Source organism: Parasphingorhabdus sp., from assembly GCF_036963705.1.
Lineage (GTDB): Bacteria > Pseudomonadota > Alphaproteobacteria > Sphingomonadales > Sphingomonadaceae > Parasphingorhabdus.
Window position 1 is genome coordinate 50,853 of the sequence record NZ_JBALUT010000012.1, and the last position, 15,084, is coordinate 65,936.

Consider the following 15,084-nt stretch of genomic DNA (forward strand, 5'->3'; position numbering starts at 1 on the left):
TCGCGCATAACCGATTCGTTGCTTCAAACATATTCTATTCTGGACGCTCGGGCGCGACCTGCGCTAGACGCCAATCAATCAGTCAGGAAAGCGCGATTATGAAGAAAATCTATCCCGATGCGGCGGCCGCACTCGACGGCCTTTTGTTCGATGGCATGCATCTGTGCGTCGGGGGCTTTGGTCTCTGCGGAATTCCGGAACGTCTGATCGATGCGATCCAGAAGGACGGAGCCTCGGGCCTCACGATTGCCTCCAATAACGCGGGGATAGATAATGAAGGCTTGGGCAAGCTGCTCCGCTCGCGGCAGGTGAAGAAGATGATCGCCTCCTATGTCGGGGAGAATAAGGAATTTGAACGGCAGTTTCTTTCCGGTGAACTGGAGGTTGAATTCTGCCCCCAGGGGACACTCGCCGAACGATGCCGCGCCGGCGGTGCCGGTATTCCCGGCTTCTACACCAAGACGGGAGTCGGAACGCAGGTAGCCGAGGGCAAGGAGCATAAGGATTTCAATGGTGAAACCTTCATTCTCGAACATGGAATTTTTGCAGATGTCTGCCTGATCAAGGGATGGAAGGCGGACAAGGCGGGCAATCTGATCTTCCGCAAAACCGCGCGCAATTTCAATGCCCCGATGGCGACCGCGGGCAAGATCTGCGTTGCCGAGGTCGAGGAAATCGTCGAAGTCGGTGAGCTGGACCCGGATAGCATCCATTTGCCAGGCATTTATGTCAAACGCCTGATCAACGGTGCGCCTTATGACAAGAAAATCGAATTTCGCATGACCCGGGAGCGCGCTGACGCCTGATGAACCGTCTTCGCCTGCCCCTGATTGCTTTGGCAACCCTGCCGTTGCTCTCCGGTTGCGTTGCTGCGCTGCTGCCACTGGCGGCGCTCGGTACCATGGGCAAAAACCAGATTGATCGCGCAGAGGCGAAGCAGGAACTGGTCGCATCCGGTGCTATTGACCTCGCGATGCCGGTCGGCAAAGTCACGGTTGGTTCCGATAGCGGCACGACCGCTCGATTGCCTGCGAGCGAAAGAATATTCTCCGGACAGGGCGGCGCTTTCGAGATTGCCGAGGTCGGTCTTGACGGGGACGTGGCAGATTATATTTCCCAATTTTATCGCCCGATCGGGTCGGATGCATCACCCTATGCCGGTTTCGCGACGCACGCCCTGAAACAGGCGGCCAGACTGGAAGCGGGAGAGGGCGTTAAATCGGTGGTGCTGGTGCCGCGGGTGGATATTTTCAAGCCGGAAACCGTGGGTTGTGCGGGGAAACCCCTGGCTGTGGCTATCGACCTTGACGACACGACCGGTGGCGACTGGATGGAAGCGGAAACGCTGTACCGGCAAAATGGTTTGATTGAAGTGTTGCGCAGCTTGCGCACCGCCGAAATCAGTGTGATCTGGCTATCCGATGCACCCATGGCCGCGTCCGAAAGAATTTCGGCCATTCTCAATGAGGCGGGATTTTCGCAACCCGAATCTGATGATTTTCTTTTCCTTGACCGCGGTCGCGAAGACCGCAAACAGGTCCGGCGATGGGACGCTGCGCGCAACTATTGCATTGTCGCCATGGCCGGTGACGACCGCGCTGATTTTGACGAACTCTATGCCTATTTGCGGGATCCGGATGGTGCGATCACGCTTGAGAATATGTTTGATAATGGTTGGTTCCTGACACCGCCTCCACTCGTGGAGGCGAATGAAGCCACAAACCCAATACCGGTTGAGAAAGAAGGATAGATATGCCCTGGACTCGCGATGAAATGGCCGCTCGGGCGGCGCAGGAACTGCAGGATGGCTATTATGTAAATCTCGGGATTGGTATTCCGACATTGGTGGCCAACCATATTCCGGCAGGAGTAGAGGTCACGCTGCAAAGCGAGAATGGCATGCTGGGCATCGGACCATTTCCTTATGAAGACGAGATCGACGCTGACCTGATAAACGCTGGCAAACAGACGATCAGCGAGCTGCCGTCGTCGAGCTATTTCAGTTCCTCCGACAGTTTCGCGATGATTCGTGGCGGCCATATTGATCTGACCGTATTGGGAGCAATGGAAATTGCCGAAAATGGCGATATCGCCAACTGGATGATCCCTGGCAAGATGATCAAGGGCATGGGCGGCGCGATGGATCTGGTCGCGGGGGTGAAGAAAATCATCGTCGTAATGGATCATTGCGCAAAAGACGGCAGCCCCAAGTTTATTCCGGCGTGCACATTGCCGCTCACCGGCACCAATGTCGTGGATATGATCATCACCGATCTTGCTGTGTTCAAGCGCGACGATCACGACAGCCCGTTCAAGCTGATTGAACTGGCCCCGGGAGTCAGCGCCGAGGATGTCGCGGCCAAAACCACCGCAGCTTTTGAAGTGGCATTATAATATATTGAAGATGCCGAGACATCTCCCGCTGCTGTTCGGGCTGGCTGCTGCATTGCTGGTTGGCTGGTACGGTTACCGGATTCTTGTCGAGCAGCAAGCCGGCTTTCCGCTATCTGCATTGATCGAACCCGAACTGGAACGGAAGCTACCAACCGAACCCGGTGACTGGAAGGGCAAGATTGATTATCGCAGCCTGGACCAGAAATTTTCAGCTCTGGCGGCGCGGCCCGAAATGGCGGGCATGGCGGTTGCCATTGTCGAGGATGGCGAGATCAGTTTTGTCCGTGCTTATGGCGTGACCAATAAAGACAGCGGTGAACTCGTGAGCCCGCAGACAGTATTCCGCTGGGCTTCGCTATCGAAAGGTGTAGCGGGCTCGCTTGCCGCCAAATTGTCGGTCGATGGCAAGCTCGATCTCGATGCTCCGCTGAGCAGTTGGCAATCCTCACTGAGACTGCCGGGCGGCGCTGAGTCCCAGATCAGTCTAGCGCAGCTTCTCTCGCACCAGACAGGCCTGACCAAAAATGCCTATGATGAAAAGCTGGAGGATGGACAAAGCCCGGGCCTGCTCCGCGCGCAATTGGCGGCGGCTCCGCTGCAGTGCGTGCCGGGAACCTGTCACAGCTATCAGAATATCGCCTTTGATGCGGCGAGCGAGATATTGGGGCAGGCGGCGGGAATGATATATTCCGATGCAGTGCAAAAGCAGCTTTTCGAACCGCTTGGGATGAAGAGCGCGCGATTTGGGATGGCGGGGCTAACCGGAGCGCAAAGCTGGGCGCGGCCCCATCGAGGGGAGGAGGTGCGCACGCTGTCCGAATCCTACTGGCGGGTGCCTGCCGCCGCTGGCGTCAGCAGCGATATCGTCGACGTGGCGCGCTGGCTCCGCGCACAGATGGGGGAGAATGAAGATGTCCTGTCGGAGGCGGTTCGGGCACGCGCCCATTCGCCGCTGGTCCGCACCGCGCGGGTCTATGGCGGTGATCTAGCTCGTGCGCTCGGCGATCCCGGCTACGGGCTGGGCTGGCGCAGCTTCACTTATGCCGGTCGGCGATTGGTCGGGCACAGCGGCGCGGTCGATGGCTTCCGCGCGACGATGATATTCGACCCGGCGACCCGTACCGGCGTAGCAGTGATGTGGAACAGCGGTTGGGGGCGACCGTTCCGGATGCCTTTCGCGGTGTTCGATAGCTATTATGGTCAGATTGGCAATGACTGGCTAGACCTGTCCGATCTGCCGTTACCCGATCCTACGCCGCCCCATCGCTAGCGCAAAATCTTGCGATAGGACCCTTGAGCGTTCTAGTAGGGTGGGTGGCCGGTTAATGCTGTCGATCAGCATCAAAAGCATTTGCAAAGGGAGCAACAGGTGATGACAGAATTGGTGCTGCGCGAAGATCAGGCCGGGTGGACGTTGCTGACCCTCAACCGTCCCGACAAATTAAACGCCCTGACTGTAGCGATGTTTAAAGAATTGCGCGATCATGTAGCCGACCTGCGCAAGGACGAGAGCATCGGTTGCGTGGTTCTGCGCGGAGCGGGGAAATGCTTTTCAGCCGGACATGATTTGGGTGACATTGCCGAAGGCGAGGCAGTGCCTTCGCGCGGATGGCATTCCGAAACGCTACGATTGCTTGAAAAGCTGCCGATGCCGGTGATCGCTGCGGTGCATGGCCATTGCTATACCGGAGCGCTCGAAGTCGCACTGGCGGCAGATTTTATAATCGCGGCCGACAGCGCGCGCTTTGGCGACACCCATAGCAAATGGGCGTTGACGCCGGTCTGGGGCATGTCTCAGCGCCTGCCGAGACGGGTTGGCATAGCGACCGCCAAGCGGCTGATGTTCACCGCCGATATGATCAGGGCCGACGAAGCAGTGCGCATCGGTCTTGCCGAATATGCGGTGCCTCTCGAACAATTCGACGCCGAGATTGCTTCACTTGCCACTAGAATTGTCGCCAATTCCGGTTTCTCTCACGCTGCGAACAAGCGCCTTCTGGAGGCAACCGATGGCGGCCCACTGGATGCTGGGCTGCAATGGGAAGTGATGGAATCCGAAGGCCACGGGGCGGACATGCACGAGCGGATCGCGGCATTCACCGGCAAAGGCAAATAGGCGGGCCCGGGTCCTAGGCCAGGGTCGCCATGTCGATCACGAATCGATAACGGACATCGGATTTTTCCATCCGGTCATATGCGTTGTTCACATCCTGCATCGCCACCATTTCGACTTCGGGAAGAATATTATTCTCCGCACAGAAATCCAGCATCTCCTGGGTTTCGGCAATCCCGCCGATACCGGAGCCGGTGAGGATCCGGCGTCCGAGAAAATGACCGCTGTGCATTTCGGGTAGCATATCGATGACGCCGACCAGCACCTGCGCGCAGTCTACTTTCAACAAAGGCATATAATGGGCCACCGGATGCGGCACGGGTATGGTGTTGAGGATCATGTCGAAACTGTTCGCTGCGGCTTTCATCGCTGCGCGATCGGTCGACAATAATATCGTCTTTGCGCCCAAAGCCTTTGCATCGCCCAGCTTGTCTTCGGTGCGGGTGATCACCGTGACGTCCGCGCCCATGGCAGCGGCCAGCTTGACGCCCATATGGCCGAGGCCACCGAGACCGATAACAGCGACTTTGCTGCCCGGTCCGACCTTCCACTGTTTGAGCGGGGAATATGTAGTGATCCCGGCGCAGAGCAGCGGCGCAGCAGCGCCCATCTCCAGCCCGTCGGGAATCCGCAGGACAAATTCCTTGCGGACGACAATCTTGTCCGAATAGCCGCCATGGGTGATGCTGCCGTCCCGCCGGTCCTTGCCACCATAAGTGCCGGTCATGCCGCCATTCAGGCAATATTGTTCCAGACCCTGTTTGCAATGATCGCATTCGAGGCAGGCATCGACCATGCAGCCCACCGCGACGCGGTCGCCTTCGGCAAAGTCCGTGACATCTTCTCCGACGGCTTTGACATGGCCGACAATTTCATGACCTGGGACGATAGGATAGCTGCTGCGGCCCCAGTCGTTGCGGGCGCTGTGCAGATCGGAATGGCAAATTCCGCAATGCGATATTTCGATCAATATGTCGTCGTGACGCAGGCCGCGGCGGTTGAACGCAAAGGGTTCGAGCGGCTTGTCCGCTGCATGGGCAGCATAGCCCTTGGTGGGATATTCGTTGGTCTGCGTATCGGTCATGCTGGTGCCTTTTCAACGGATCGGACTTGCGCGGGGGATGGAGCCGCAAAAGGATATACTGGCGTGTTTTTCGCCAGGCTACAAGCGCGGAGCGGGTTTTCTTGGGTGCTGGGCAATTTGGGTGGAGCCATGATTGCTCGCCAGAACCGACTATATCCAAATCTATGGCGCAGCAGACTAATCTGCCGTAACGATTCTCCAAACAGAGGAGAATCCATGACCAATAGGATCAGCGCCGAGGCGCTTGACATAGCGGAGCGGGTCGAGAATTTCGTCCGCGACAAAATCTTTGCTTATGAAAAGGACGAGCGCTGTGAAGACCATGGACCGACCGATGGTCTGGTCCAGGAAATGCGGGTGCTCGCCAGGGAAGCTGGCGTATTGACGCCGCACATCCGGGAGGATGGCAGCCATTTGACCCATCTCGAGACGGCGCTGGTGCTGCGCAAATCCGGTCTCTCCCCGCTCGGCCCGTTGGCGGTCAATACGTTCGCGCCGGATGAGGGCAATATGTATCTGCTCGGCAAATGTGCCTCGCCGGAACAGAAGGAGCGGTTCCTCGAACCGCTGGTGTCGGGCAGAGAACGTTCGGCCTTTTTCATGACCGAACCGGCTAGCGAAAATGGTGCTGGTTCCGACCCGATGATGATGCAGACCACCGCCAAGCCGGATGGCAACCATTGGGTGATCAATGGCCGCAAGACGTTCATCACCGGAGCCAAAGGCGCCAAGGTCGGAATTATAATGGCCAAGTCGGATGAAGGTGCGACGATGTTTCTGGTCGACCTTCCCGATCCCGCGATCCAGATCGAGCGGGTGCTCGACACCATCGACAGTTCGATGCCGGGCAGCCATTCGGTGGTGAAGATCGATAATCTCCGCGTGCCTGCAGACCAGATGCTGGGCGAAAGCGGCGAAGGGTTCAAATATGCGCAGGTGCGATTGTCACCGGCTCGCCTGACCCATTGCATGCGCTGGCTCGGTTGCTGTGACCGAGCGCAGGAAATCGCAATTGATTATGCCTGCAAACGCCATGCATTTGGCAAGCCGCTGATCGATCATGAAGGCGTTGGATTCATGCTGGCGCAGAACCAGATCGACCTCAAGCAGGCCGAACTGATGATCGACTGGTGCGCGACGGTGCTCGATACCGGCGCATTGGGGACCAGCGAAAGTTCGATGGCAAAAGTCGCCGTTTCCGAAGCCCTGTTCCGCATTGCTGACAATTGTGTTCAGGTGATGGGCGGTACGGGACTGAGCAAGGACACGGTGGTCGAGCAAATATTCCGCGAGGTTCGTGCCTTCCGCATCTATGACGGGCCGACCGAAGTGCACAAATGGTCGCTCGCCAAGAAAATCAAGAAAGCGCACAATCTGGCCAGTGAAGGCTAGCCGGAGCCACGGGCCGCCAGTTTCTGGTCAGCCCGCATCCGGCTGACCGAACGCTCAGGCGAAGGTTGGCGTCTAGCCGCCCTTCGCCGCATAGCGCTGGTTAAACGTCCAGATTGGCCACGTTGAGAGCATTGTCGACAATGAACTCGCGCCGGGGTTCAACCACTTCGCCCATCAGTTTGGTGAAGATATCATCGGTGACATCGGCCTGTTCGACAGTCACTTGCAGCAGTGACCGTACTTCGGGATCGAGCGTTGTTTCCCAAAGCTGTTCGGCGTTCATCTCGCCGAGACCCTTATAGCGTGAAATCGCAAGGCCTTTGCGGCCTGCGGCCATAACCGTATCGAGCAATTCGGACGGACGGGTGATCAGCGTGCCGTCGGAACCGATAATGTCTTCATCACCATTTTCAGCATCGCCCGCGGCCGATTTCACCAGACGGCTACCGCTGCCATAGGTCGCGGTTTCTTCCGATGCGAGACGGTGCAATTTGCGGCCTTCAGCACTCTCGAGAAATTTGGCTTCGATGATATGGTGATCGGTGACGCCGCGCCAGAAACGCTGGAACAGATAGCCGCCTTCTTCCGAAACCTGCCCAGACCAGCGGCCTTCCTCGTCAACTTTATCCATCCACTCGGCGGTTGCATCGACTGCGGCTTGCCGTTCGGCATGGCCATGATCGGGATTGAGAGCGCCGGTAAGCGCCATGCCTTCGACAATCGTGCTGTCATAGCGGCGGGGCACATAAGTCATCAGGCTGCGCATCCGGCGGGCATGTTCGATCAGACCGCGCAGGTCTTCGCCGCTGCGCGCGCCTTCGCCGGTTTGCAGGATCATGCCGTTCAATCCGGCCTCGACCAGATACTGGTCGAGCGCGTTGTCGTCTTTCAGATAGACTTCGCTCTTGCCCTTGCCGACTTTGTAGAGCGGTGGCTGGGCGATGTAGAGATGACCGCCGTATATGATCTCCGGCATCTGGCGATAGAAGAAGGTCAGCAGCAATGTCCGGATATGCGCGCCGTCGACGTCAGCATCGGTCATGATGACGATCTTGTGATAGCGCAGCTTTTCCAGATTGAAATCTTCGCGGCCGATGCCGGTGCCCATCGCCTGGATCAGCGTGCCGACTTCCTTGGACGAAAGCATCCGGTCAAAGCGGGCGCGCTCGACGTTAAGGATTTTACCTTTCAGCGGCAGGATAGCCTGATATTGGCTGTCCCGACCCTGTTTGGCTGAGCCGCCAGCGGAGTCCCCTTCCACCAGGAACAGTTCGCATTTTGTTGCGTCGCGTTCGCGGCAATCAGCTAGCTTTCCGGGCAGCGAGGCGATATCCATCGCGCCTTTGCGCCGGGTCAGTTCGCGTGCTTTTTTCGCGGCTTCACGAGCGGCGGCGGCGTCGATAACCTTCTGCACGACCATCGAAGCATTTTGCGGATTTTCCTGAAGCCATTCGGCGAGCTTGTCGGCCATCAGGCTTTCCAGCGGTTGCCGCACTTCGGATGAAACCAGCTTGTCTTTGGTCTGTGAACCGAATTTCGGATCGGGCAGTTTGACAGAGACAATAGCGGTCAGTCCTTCGCGCATATCGTCGCCGGTCAGCTTGACCTTCTCTTTCTTGAGCGCGCCGGAGCTTTCGGCATAATTGTTCAATGTCCGGGTCAGCGCCGAGCGGAAAGCCGCCAGATGGGTGCCGCCGTCGCGCTGCGGAATGTTATTGGTGAAGCAGAGGACATTTTCATAATAGCTGTCGTTCCACTCAAGCGCGACGTCGATGATGACATCGTCGCGGTCGCCGTGGATGGCGATCGGTTCTGGCACCAGCGGTGTCTTGTTGCGGTCGAGATATTGAACGAAGGCAGCGATCCCGCCTTCGTAGAACAGGTCGATTTCTTTCGCTTCTTCATGCCGCGCATCGCGCAGGATGATGTGGACGCCGCTGTTGAGGAACGCGAGCTCGCGGTAGCGATGCTCGAGCTTTTCGAAATCGAATTCGGTGATCTTGAACGTCGCGGGCGACGGGAAGAAAGTGACTTTCGTGCCCTTTTTGAACCCGGTTGCATTGTCAGCAGTTGCAGCATCGCCGACGACCGCCAGAGGCCGCACGGCATCACCAAATTCGAAACGCATATTATGCTCTTTGCCGTCGCGCCAGATATCCAGTTCCAGCCATTCGGACAAGGCGTTGACCACCGACACGCCGACGCCGTGGAGGCCGCCGGAGACCTTGTAGGCATTATCGTCGGAGGTATTCTCGAACTTGCCGCCGGCGTGGAGCTGGGTCATGATGACCTCGGCTGCGGAGACGCCTTCTTCGGTGTGCATCCCGGTAGGAATGCCGCGGCCATTGTCCTCGACCGAGACGCTGCCGTCGGCGTTGAGGGTGATCAGGATCAGGTCGCAATGGCCGGCGAGGGCTTCGTCGATCGCGTTGTCCGAAACCTCGAACACCATATGGTGGAGACCACTGCCGTCATCGGTGTCGCCGATATACATGCCAGGCCGTTTGCGAACCGCATCCAGGCCCTTGAGAACCTTGATGGAATCGGCACCATATTCGTTTTGATTGGAAGACTTGGAAGCATCTTCCGGCGTTTCGTTTTCTGTAATATCACTCATCGCGAGACCATAGCCGCTGGAGCCGTCAAACCCAAGGAAAATGTAGGAATTTACGATATTAAAATCATTTAATATCAGAGATTTATAGCGATTTCGGATTGAGGGAAAAATTCTCCCACAAAGGCGCAAACGTTATCAGTAATCGAGGCCAAAAATGGAGGTGGAGGAAGGTGATTCAATAATCTGCCAAAACCTCTTTGCGGCTTCGTGGCTTTGTGCGACATCCGTGGGTTCTCAGCTGCTTCGCAGCCATCGCGTGAATCAAATTGGAACAGGACCAAATTCATGACAAATCCAGCCGATATGGTCCCTTTTGCCAAGACTATGGGCATAATCATCACCTCCATGGACAAGGAGAAAGTGTGCGGCGAAATGCTGGTCCGGCCGGAGATTTGCACCGCCAGCAATGGGCGTGGCAGTCCGAGCATCCATGGTGGTGCGGTGATGACATTTGCCGATGTTTTGGGCGCCTTTGGCGGCTTTGCCAATCTGCCAGAAGGATCGAACGGCACCACGACATCCGAGAGCAAGACCAATTTCCTCAACGCTGCGCCGGAAGGCAGCATCGTCTATGGCGAAGCAACGCCGTTCAAGGCCGGCCGTCGCCAGTCGGTTTGGCAGACAAAAATCACCCTGGAAGACGGCACGCTGGTGGCGGTGGTGACCCAGACCCAGATTGTGCTGTGATGCGGAGCTAAACCATCCGTTTGTGCTAATCTCGTGAAAGGCTTGGCTACGCGCCGTTCGTACTGAGCTTGTCAAAGGACGCTGGAGACCGCGCAGGTGCTTCGACAGGCTCAGTACGAACGGTGTTCCGCCTCAATTTATTCGCAGCTTCCCAAAGGACCCGTTTTTGCGCTAAACCTCTGCGATGATCAGAACCCTCTTTGCCGCCTCCCTTTTGTGTATGGCCACTGCCGCCTGCTCCGAATCCACCAAGGTCAGCGATGATTTGGCTGAAAGCGGTTCCTATCTCGACAATCCGACCGGCCGGACCGAGCGGGTCGTGACCGGTCCATCGGCCAAGGCCGTGCGGATTGGTGAAGGCGGGCCTCGGTTCGATGCCTGCCAGTCGGTCGGCGAAGTCGGCGGTCATGTCAGCGGCTCGCTGGCGGTGCTCAGCGCGCCGTTTGATTCGGCAGAAAAAATCGACAGCCTCTCGCCCGGCCAGACCGTCTATATCTGCACCCGCAGCCACGACCAGCAATGGTTTGGAATCGTCTATGACAAGTCAGCAGGGTCGGATGCCTCTAGCGCCATCGATTGCGGCGTATCCTCTCCGGTCCGTGCCAAGCGCAATTATGACGGCCCGTGCAAGAGCGGCTGGGTGGAAAGCCTGTTTGTGGTGCTGGTCGCGGGCTAGTTTCAGATATGGTCTGAATCCCAATCATAGCTTTCTCTCACTCAAATCGTCGCCTCAGCGAAAGCGGGGACTAACCCAATCTCTGTCTGTCCCCGAAATGTGCTATGGATCCCAGTCTGCGCCGGGATGACGACGCTCTCGGAATCAGACGCCCGGCCCTCCAATACTGAGGCTATTTGCATTTAGTTAGATATCGAACTATATAGGTTGTAATCTAATTGAGCGGGAGAAACGGACATGGTCAGTCGCAGGATGGTTTTAGGCGCAGGCCTCGGTGGTCTCGCGCTCGTTAGTGCCGGCGGGGTCTGGCGGGTTACCAGAATGCCGCAAACCGCTTATGCGCCGTGGAGTCTCGATGGTCAGCCGCCCGAAGATATCCGGCTCGACGCATTTCGCCATGCCATCCTCGCGCCCAATCCGCATAATCGACAGCCCTGGGTCATCCGTCTGATTGGTGAAGACGAAGCCGAGATCAGCTGCGATCCTGCCAAGCGCTTACCGGTGACAGATCCGTTTGACCGGCAAATCACCATCGGCTTTGGTACCTTTCTGGAGGTTGCCCGTATCGCCGCGTCGGAACGCGGATACGTCATGGAGGCAGAATTATTTCCTGGTGGAGCGGCGCAGCCCCGGCTCGATGAAGCTGTAGTCGCACGAGTGAAATTCGCCAAGGTGGAGGGTTTGGAAAGCGACCATCTATATTCCGCGATCACCCAGCGGCGGTCGAACAAGGAGGTCTATGATCCAGCGAAAAATGTGAAGGACATTCAGCTTGAAACCATCGTTCTGGATGGCGGCGCCTTTTCCGCGGACCCGGAATTTGTAGCGCAGTTGCGGACTCAAATCCTCAAGGCGATCGAGATCGAAATGACGACTCCGGGACCCCATAGGGAGAGCGTGGACCTGATGCGGATTGGCTATAAGCAAGTCGATGCCAATCCCGACGGGATTGATATTAGCGGACCGATGGTCGAGGCGGGTATTGTCGCCGGACAAATCGACCGCGCGCAGTTGGCGGATATGAACAGTCAGGCCTTTGCTATTGGTCTCGAGCAAATGCGAGAAACCTATGGGTCGGTGCCATCGCTGATCTGGATTACCACACCGGGCAATGGGCGCGCAGACCAGATAGAGGCGGGCCGTCAATATGTCCGCGCCAATCTGCAGGCAACGCAATTAGGTCTAGCGATGCATCCGATGAGCCAGAGTCTGCAGGAATATGAAGAAGTATCCGGCGCTTATCGCGAAGTGCACAAGCTGCTCGGCGCAAATGGTGAAGAGCGGGTCCAGATGCTCGCCCGTGTTGGTTATGGGCCGACAATCGGTCCCAGCCCGCGCTGGCCGCTCGCAACACATATAGATTAGACGCAGCCAAAGTGAGTGACAGAGACCCGCTGGCCTTTAAGGTTTTCAACGAGATTGGCATAATCAATCAATTGACCAGCGCGGCCTTCGCTGCTGTGCTGCCCAAGGGCATGACCATCGCGCAGTTCACCGTGCTCAACCATTTCGCTCGTCTGGGCCACGAGCAACGATCACCGGCACAGCTGGCTAGCGCTTTTCAGATCACCCGCCCGACCATGACCAGCACTCTGGCGCGTTTGGACAAAGCAGGGCTGGTAACGATCAAGCCGGATCCTGGCGATGGGCGCAGCAAGCTGGTATCGGTTACGGCTGCGGGTGAAAAGATGCGCGATCTATGCTTGCAGCGGCTGGCGGGGCCGATGGCGGACGCGGTTTCTGTGTTGTCATCCGAGACTTTGGAGGCCTTGCTACCCTTATTGCAAGACGTCCGCGCGAAGCTCGACCGGTTGCGCGACTAGCCGTGTGGATGACCGCAACGGTCCATTGGTAGGGCGAGCTAAACAGCCACTTTTGTGCTAAATGCATATGAGTGAAATTTTATCACGCGAAGACGTGAAGGCGCGAAGAGGTCGGCGATTGGGGCAGTGAAGGTCAGGATTGCCCCGTCGCTGCGCTCCTCGGAATGACGGTGATCCGGCTACATTGTTGAATTTCAGTGCGCCAGCATTCACAATAGTTCTCCGCCGTATCGTCAATAACCATCACTCTTAGCGCCTTCGCGGCTTCGCGTGAAAATCTTCCCAATCTGTTCTAAAGAAGGAACAGCGCGGAAAGCGATTGCATCTCAAGCCGATATGCGGAATTAATCGTTTGATGAAACATATAGATCCCAATCGCTATCTCGAACAACCCTTCGGCCAAATCGCCGATCTCATCAACGCGCATGCCATAAACCAGCCTGACCGGATCGCGCTGGATGACGGGCAGGAGAAGCTCGACTGGGCGGAGACCGCGTCGCGGGTGAACCGCATCGCGGCGCAGCTGCAGGCGGACGGGCTGCAAAAGGGGCAGGCGGTTGCGATCCTCGGGACCACCACGATCCGCTATGCGCTGGCCTATCTCGGCGCGGTTGTCGCGGGCGGTTGTGCCGCACCACTGACGACATCGGCGACGCCGAAACAGCTTGCCAACATGATGCGCGACAGCGGCGCCATGCATCTGTTTATCGACAGGGCGAAGCGAGCGGAGCTTCTCGAGAGCGGGGAAGAATTGCCGCCGCTCAAGCATGTCATGATGGATGGCGCGGTTGACGATGCGCCGATGATTTTTGACTGGATGGCGCCGCAAGGCACACTTCCCGCCGACACTGGCGTCGGACCAAGCGATCCCTATAATATCATCTATTCCAGCGGCACCACCGGCACGCCAAAGGGTATCGTTCACAGCCGCCAGATGCGCTGGTATCAATCGGCCGTTGGCGAGGCCACGGGATATGGCAAGCCGGGGCAGGTGACCCTGTTGTCGACCCCGCTTTATTCGAACACCACTCTGGCGCTGTTCACGCCGACCATTGCCTATGGCGGCACGATTTTGCTGATGGGCAAGTTTGATTGCCAGCGCTGGCTGGAACTGGCGCAGGAGCACCGGGCGAGCCACACGATGCTGGTGCCGGTGCAATATCAGCGGCTGATGGATTATGAGGGCTTTGACGATTTTGACCTGAGCAGCCTGACCCATAAATATTGCACCAGCGCGCCTTTCTCGGCGGAGCTGAAGGCAGAGGTCCTCAAGCGGATGCCCGGTGGCCTGATCGAGATTTACTCGATGACCGAGGGCGGAGTGGTCTGCCTCCTGCTGGCCCACGAACATCCCGACAAATTGCACACGGTCGGTATCGCCTGGGGCGGCAGCGAGGTGATCACGGTTGATGAAGATCTGAAGCAACTGCCTCCCGGCGAAATGGGTGAACTGGTCGGCCGGTCGCAGACGATGATGTCCGGCTATCAGAACCAGCCGGAGAAGACCGAGGAAGCCAGCTGGTATGATGACAATGGCGATCGCTGGCAGCGGATGGGCGATATCGGCAAGGTCGACGAAGACGGTTTCATCACTTTGATGGGCCGGTCCAAGGATATGATCATCTCGGGCGGCTTCAACATCTATCCACGCGATCTCGAAGAAGCTTTGATGGCGCAGCCGGGTGTAGCCGATGCTGCAGTCATCGGCGTGGCGTCGCGGCAATGGGGCGAGACTCCGGTCGGTTTTGTCGTGGCCGAAGCGGGCGTGACGCTTGACCTCGAGGGGCTGAAGGCGGCGACCAATGTGAATCTCGGAAAGACCCAGCGGGTCTCCGAACTGCGCCTGATCGACGAACTGCCGCGCAGCCATATCGGCAAGATATTGAAGACAGAGCTCAGGGATATGGTCGAGGCAACCTAGTTTGCGAAGAGGTGTTATCAATCCATGTTGATGACCTTTCTTGTAGTGGCGGTTGTTTCGGCGGCGCTGATTGCGGGCGCGTTCTGGGGCATTTACGGCAAATTATCGAGCAAGACCGAAGGTTTCGTGATTGCCTTGGCCGGCGGAGCGCTGGTCGTCTCGCTGGTCAGCGAGATGATCGAGCCCGCCATTGAGCAAAGCAATCTCTGGGTCGGGCTGGGCGCGGTTGCGGCCGGAGCGGCTGTATTCTCTGGCGTCGATTACTGGATCGATGAAAAATGGGGAGCGGAAGGCGGCGGCGGTTTGCTCGCAGCGATCACGCTCGACGGTGTGCCGGAAAATCTGGCGCTCGGGGTCGCCCTGATCGGGGCTGCGCC

13 protein-coding genes and 1 pseudogene are annotated in these 15,084 nt (G+C 57.7%); 12 read left to right on the plus strand and 2 right to left on the minus strand.

The window, feature by feature from the left end; genetic code table 11:
• The first annotated feature begins 95 nt into the window (after positions 1–95).
• The 5 genes from V7680_RS04740 to V7680_RS04760 all read left to right on the plus strand — a co-directional run bounded on the left by V7680_RS04740 (position 96) and on the right by V7680_RS04760 (position 4,510).
• Positions 96–806, plus strand: coding sequence for a CoA transferase subunit A (locus tag V7680_RS04740; protein ID WP_335652153.1), 711 nt, complete (start codon positions 96–98; stop codon positions 804–806).
• The gene (locus V7680_RS04745; protein WP_335652140.1) at positions 806–1,750 is read left to right on the plus strand and encodes a hypothetical protein; all 945 of its coding nucleotides are present in this window, start codon (positions 806–808) and stop codon (positions 1,748–1,750) included. Before V7680_RS04740 ends, V7680_RS04745 begins: the two co-directional genes overlap by 1 nt.
• 2 nt (positions 1,751–1,752) lie before the next feature.
• Entirely contained in the window at positions 1,753–2,394 is a 642-nt protein-coding gene (locus V7680_RS04750) for a 3-oxoacid CoA-transferase subunit B (protein ID WP_335652141.1), read from the plus strand.
• Positions 2,351–3,664 (plus strand): serine hydrolase domain-containing protein, encoded by a 1,314-nt coding sequence (locus V7680_RS04755; RefSeq protein WP_335652142.1) that lies wholly within the window; start codon positions 2,351–2,353, stop codon positions 3,662–3,664. Before V7680_RS04750 ends, V7680_RS04755 begins: the two co-directional genes overlap by 44 nt.
• Before the next feature lie 102 nt (positions 3,665–3,766).
• Positions 3,767–4,510 (plus strand): enoyl-CoA hydratase/isomerase family protein, encoded by a 744-nt coding sequence (locus V7680_RS04760; RefSeq protein ID WP_335652154.1) that lies wholly within the window; start codon positions 3,767–3,769, stop codon positions 4,508–4,510.
• A 13-nt stretch (positions 4,511–4,523) separates the two neighbouring features.
• On the opposite strand, the gene V7680_RS04765 is transcribed toward V7680_RS04760, so the two are convergent.
• Complete coding sequence (locus V7680_RS04765) at positions 4,524–5,591, minus strand: NAD(P)-dependent alcohol dehydrogenase (protein ID WP_335652143.1); 1,068 nt, start codon at positions 5,589–5,591, stop codon at positions 4,524–4,526.
• Positions 5,592–5,807: 216 nt separating this feature from the next.
• Here V7680_RS04765 and V7680_RS04770 point away from each other — a divergent pair, with 216 nt between their 5' ends.
• Positions 5,808–6,983 (plus strand): acyl-CoA dehydrogenase family protein, encoded by a 1,176-nt coding sequence (locus V7680_RS04770; RefSeq protein WP_335652144.1) that lies wholly within the window; start codon positions 5,808–5,810, stop codon positions 6,981–6,983.
• 100 nt (positions 6,984–7,083) lie between these two features.
• On the opposite strand, the gene gyrB is transcribed toward V7680_RS04770, so the two are convergent.
• Positions 7,084–9,600, minus strand: coding sequence for a DNA topoisomerase (ATP-hydrolyzing) subunit B (gene gyrB / locus V7680_RS04775; protein ID WP_335652145.1), 2,517 nt, complete (start codon positions 9,598–9,600; stop codon positions 7,084–7,086).
• 285 nt (positions 9,601–9,885) lie between these two features.
• On the opposite strand from gyrB, the gene V7680_RS04780 reads away from it, so the two are divergent.
• The 6 genes and pseudogenes from V7680_RS04780 to V7680_RS04805 form a co-directional block, all read left to right on the plus strand.
• Complete coding sequence (locus tag V7680_RS04780; protein WP_335652146.1) at positions 9,886–10,287, plus strand: PaaI family thioesterase; 402 nt, start codon at positions 9,886–9,888, stop codon at positions 10,285–10,287.
• A gap of 184 nt (positions 10,288–10,471) precedes the next feature.
• On the plus strand, positions 10,472–10,963 hold the full coding sequence (locus tag V7680_RS04785) for a hypothetical protein (protein ID WP_335652147.1): 492 nt from the start codon (positions 10,472–10,474) through the stop codon (positions 10,961–10,963).
• A 237-nt stretch (positions 10,964–11,200) separates the two neighbouring features.
• Positions 11,201–12,328, plus strand: a complete 1,128-nt coding sequence (locus V7680_RS04790; RefSeq protein WP_335652148.1) for an Acg family FMN-binding oxidoreductase — start codon at positions 11,201–11,203, stop codon at positions 12,326–12,328.
• A gap of 11 nt (positions 12,329–12,339) precedes the next feature.
• Positions 12,340–12,786, plus strand: coding sequence for a MarR family winged helix-turn-helix transcriptional regulator (locus tag V7680_RS04795; RefSeq protein ID WP_335652149.1), 447 nt, complete (start codon positions 12,340–12,342; stop codon positions 12,784–12,786).
• Positions 12,787–13,141: 355 nt separating this feature from the next.
• Entirely contained in the window at positions 13,142–14,707 is a 1,566-nt protein-coding gene (locus tag V7680_RS04800; protein WP_335652150.1) for a class I adenylate-forming enzyme family protein, read from the plus strand.
• Between the two features lie 24 nt (positions 14,708–14,731).
• Positions 14,732–15,084, plus strand: a pseudogene (locus tag V7680_RS04805) (zinc transporter); the annotation flags it as partial.

Excerpts from the sequence above, each read along its gene's own strand:
- V7680_RS04785 (WP_335652147.1), top strand. The coding sequence starts at position 10,472 with ATGATCAGAACCCTCTTTGCCGCCTCCCTTTTGTGTATGGCCACTGCC.
- gyrB (WP_335652145.1), bottom strand. The coding sequence starts at position 9,600 with ATGAGTGATATTACAGAAAACGAAACGCCGGAAGATGCTTCCAAGTCT.
- V7680_RS04790 (WP_335652148.1), top strand. The coding sequence starts at position 11,201 with ATGGTCAGTCGCAGGATGGTTTTAGGCGCAGGCCTCGGTGGTCTCGCG.
- V7680_RS04765 (WP_335652143.1), bottom strand. The coding sequence starts at position 5,591 with ATGACCGATACGCAGACCAACGAATATCCCACCAAGGGCTATGCTGCC.
- V7680_RS04780 (WP_335652146.1), top strand. The coding sequence starts at position 9,886 with ATGACAAATCCAGCCGATATGGTCCCTTTTGCCAAGACTATGGGCATA.
- V7680_RS04770 (WP_335652144.1), top strand. The coding sequence starts at position 5,808 with ATGACCAATAGGATCAGCGCCGAGGCGCTTGACATAGCGGAGCGGGTC.
- V7680_RS04750 (WP_335652141.1), top strand. The coding sequence starts at position 1,753 with ATGCCCTGGACTCGCGATGAAATGGCCGCTCGGGCGGCGCAGGAACTG.
- V7680_RS04760 (WP_335652154.1), top strand. The coding sequence starts at position 3,767 with ATGACAGAATTGGTGCTGCGCGAAGATCAGGCCGGGTGGACGTTGCTG.
- V7680_RS04745 (WP_335652140.1), top strand. The coding sequence starts at position 806 with ATGAACCGTCTTCGCCTGCCCCTGATTGCTTTGGCAACCCTGCCGTTG.
- V7680_RS04800 (WP_335652150.1), top strand. The coding sequence starts at position 13,142 with ATGAAACATATAGATCCCAATCGCTATCTCGAACAACCCTTCGGCCAA.
- V7680_RS04755 (WP_335652142.1), top strand. The coding sequence starts at position 2,351 with ATGTCGCGGCCAAAACCACCGCAGCTTTTGAAGTGGCATTATAATATA.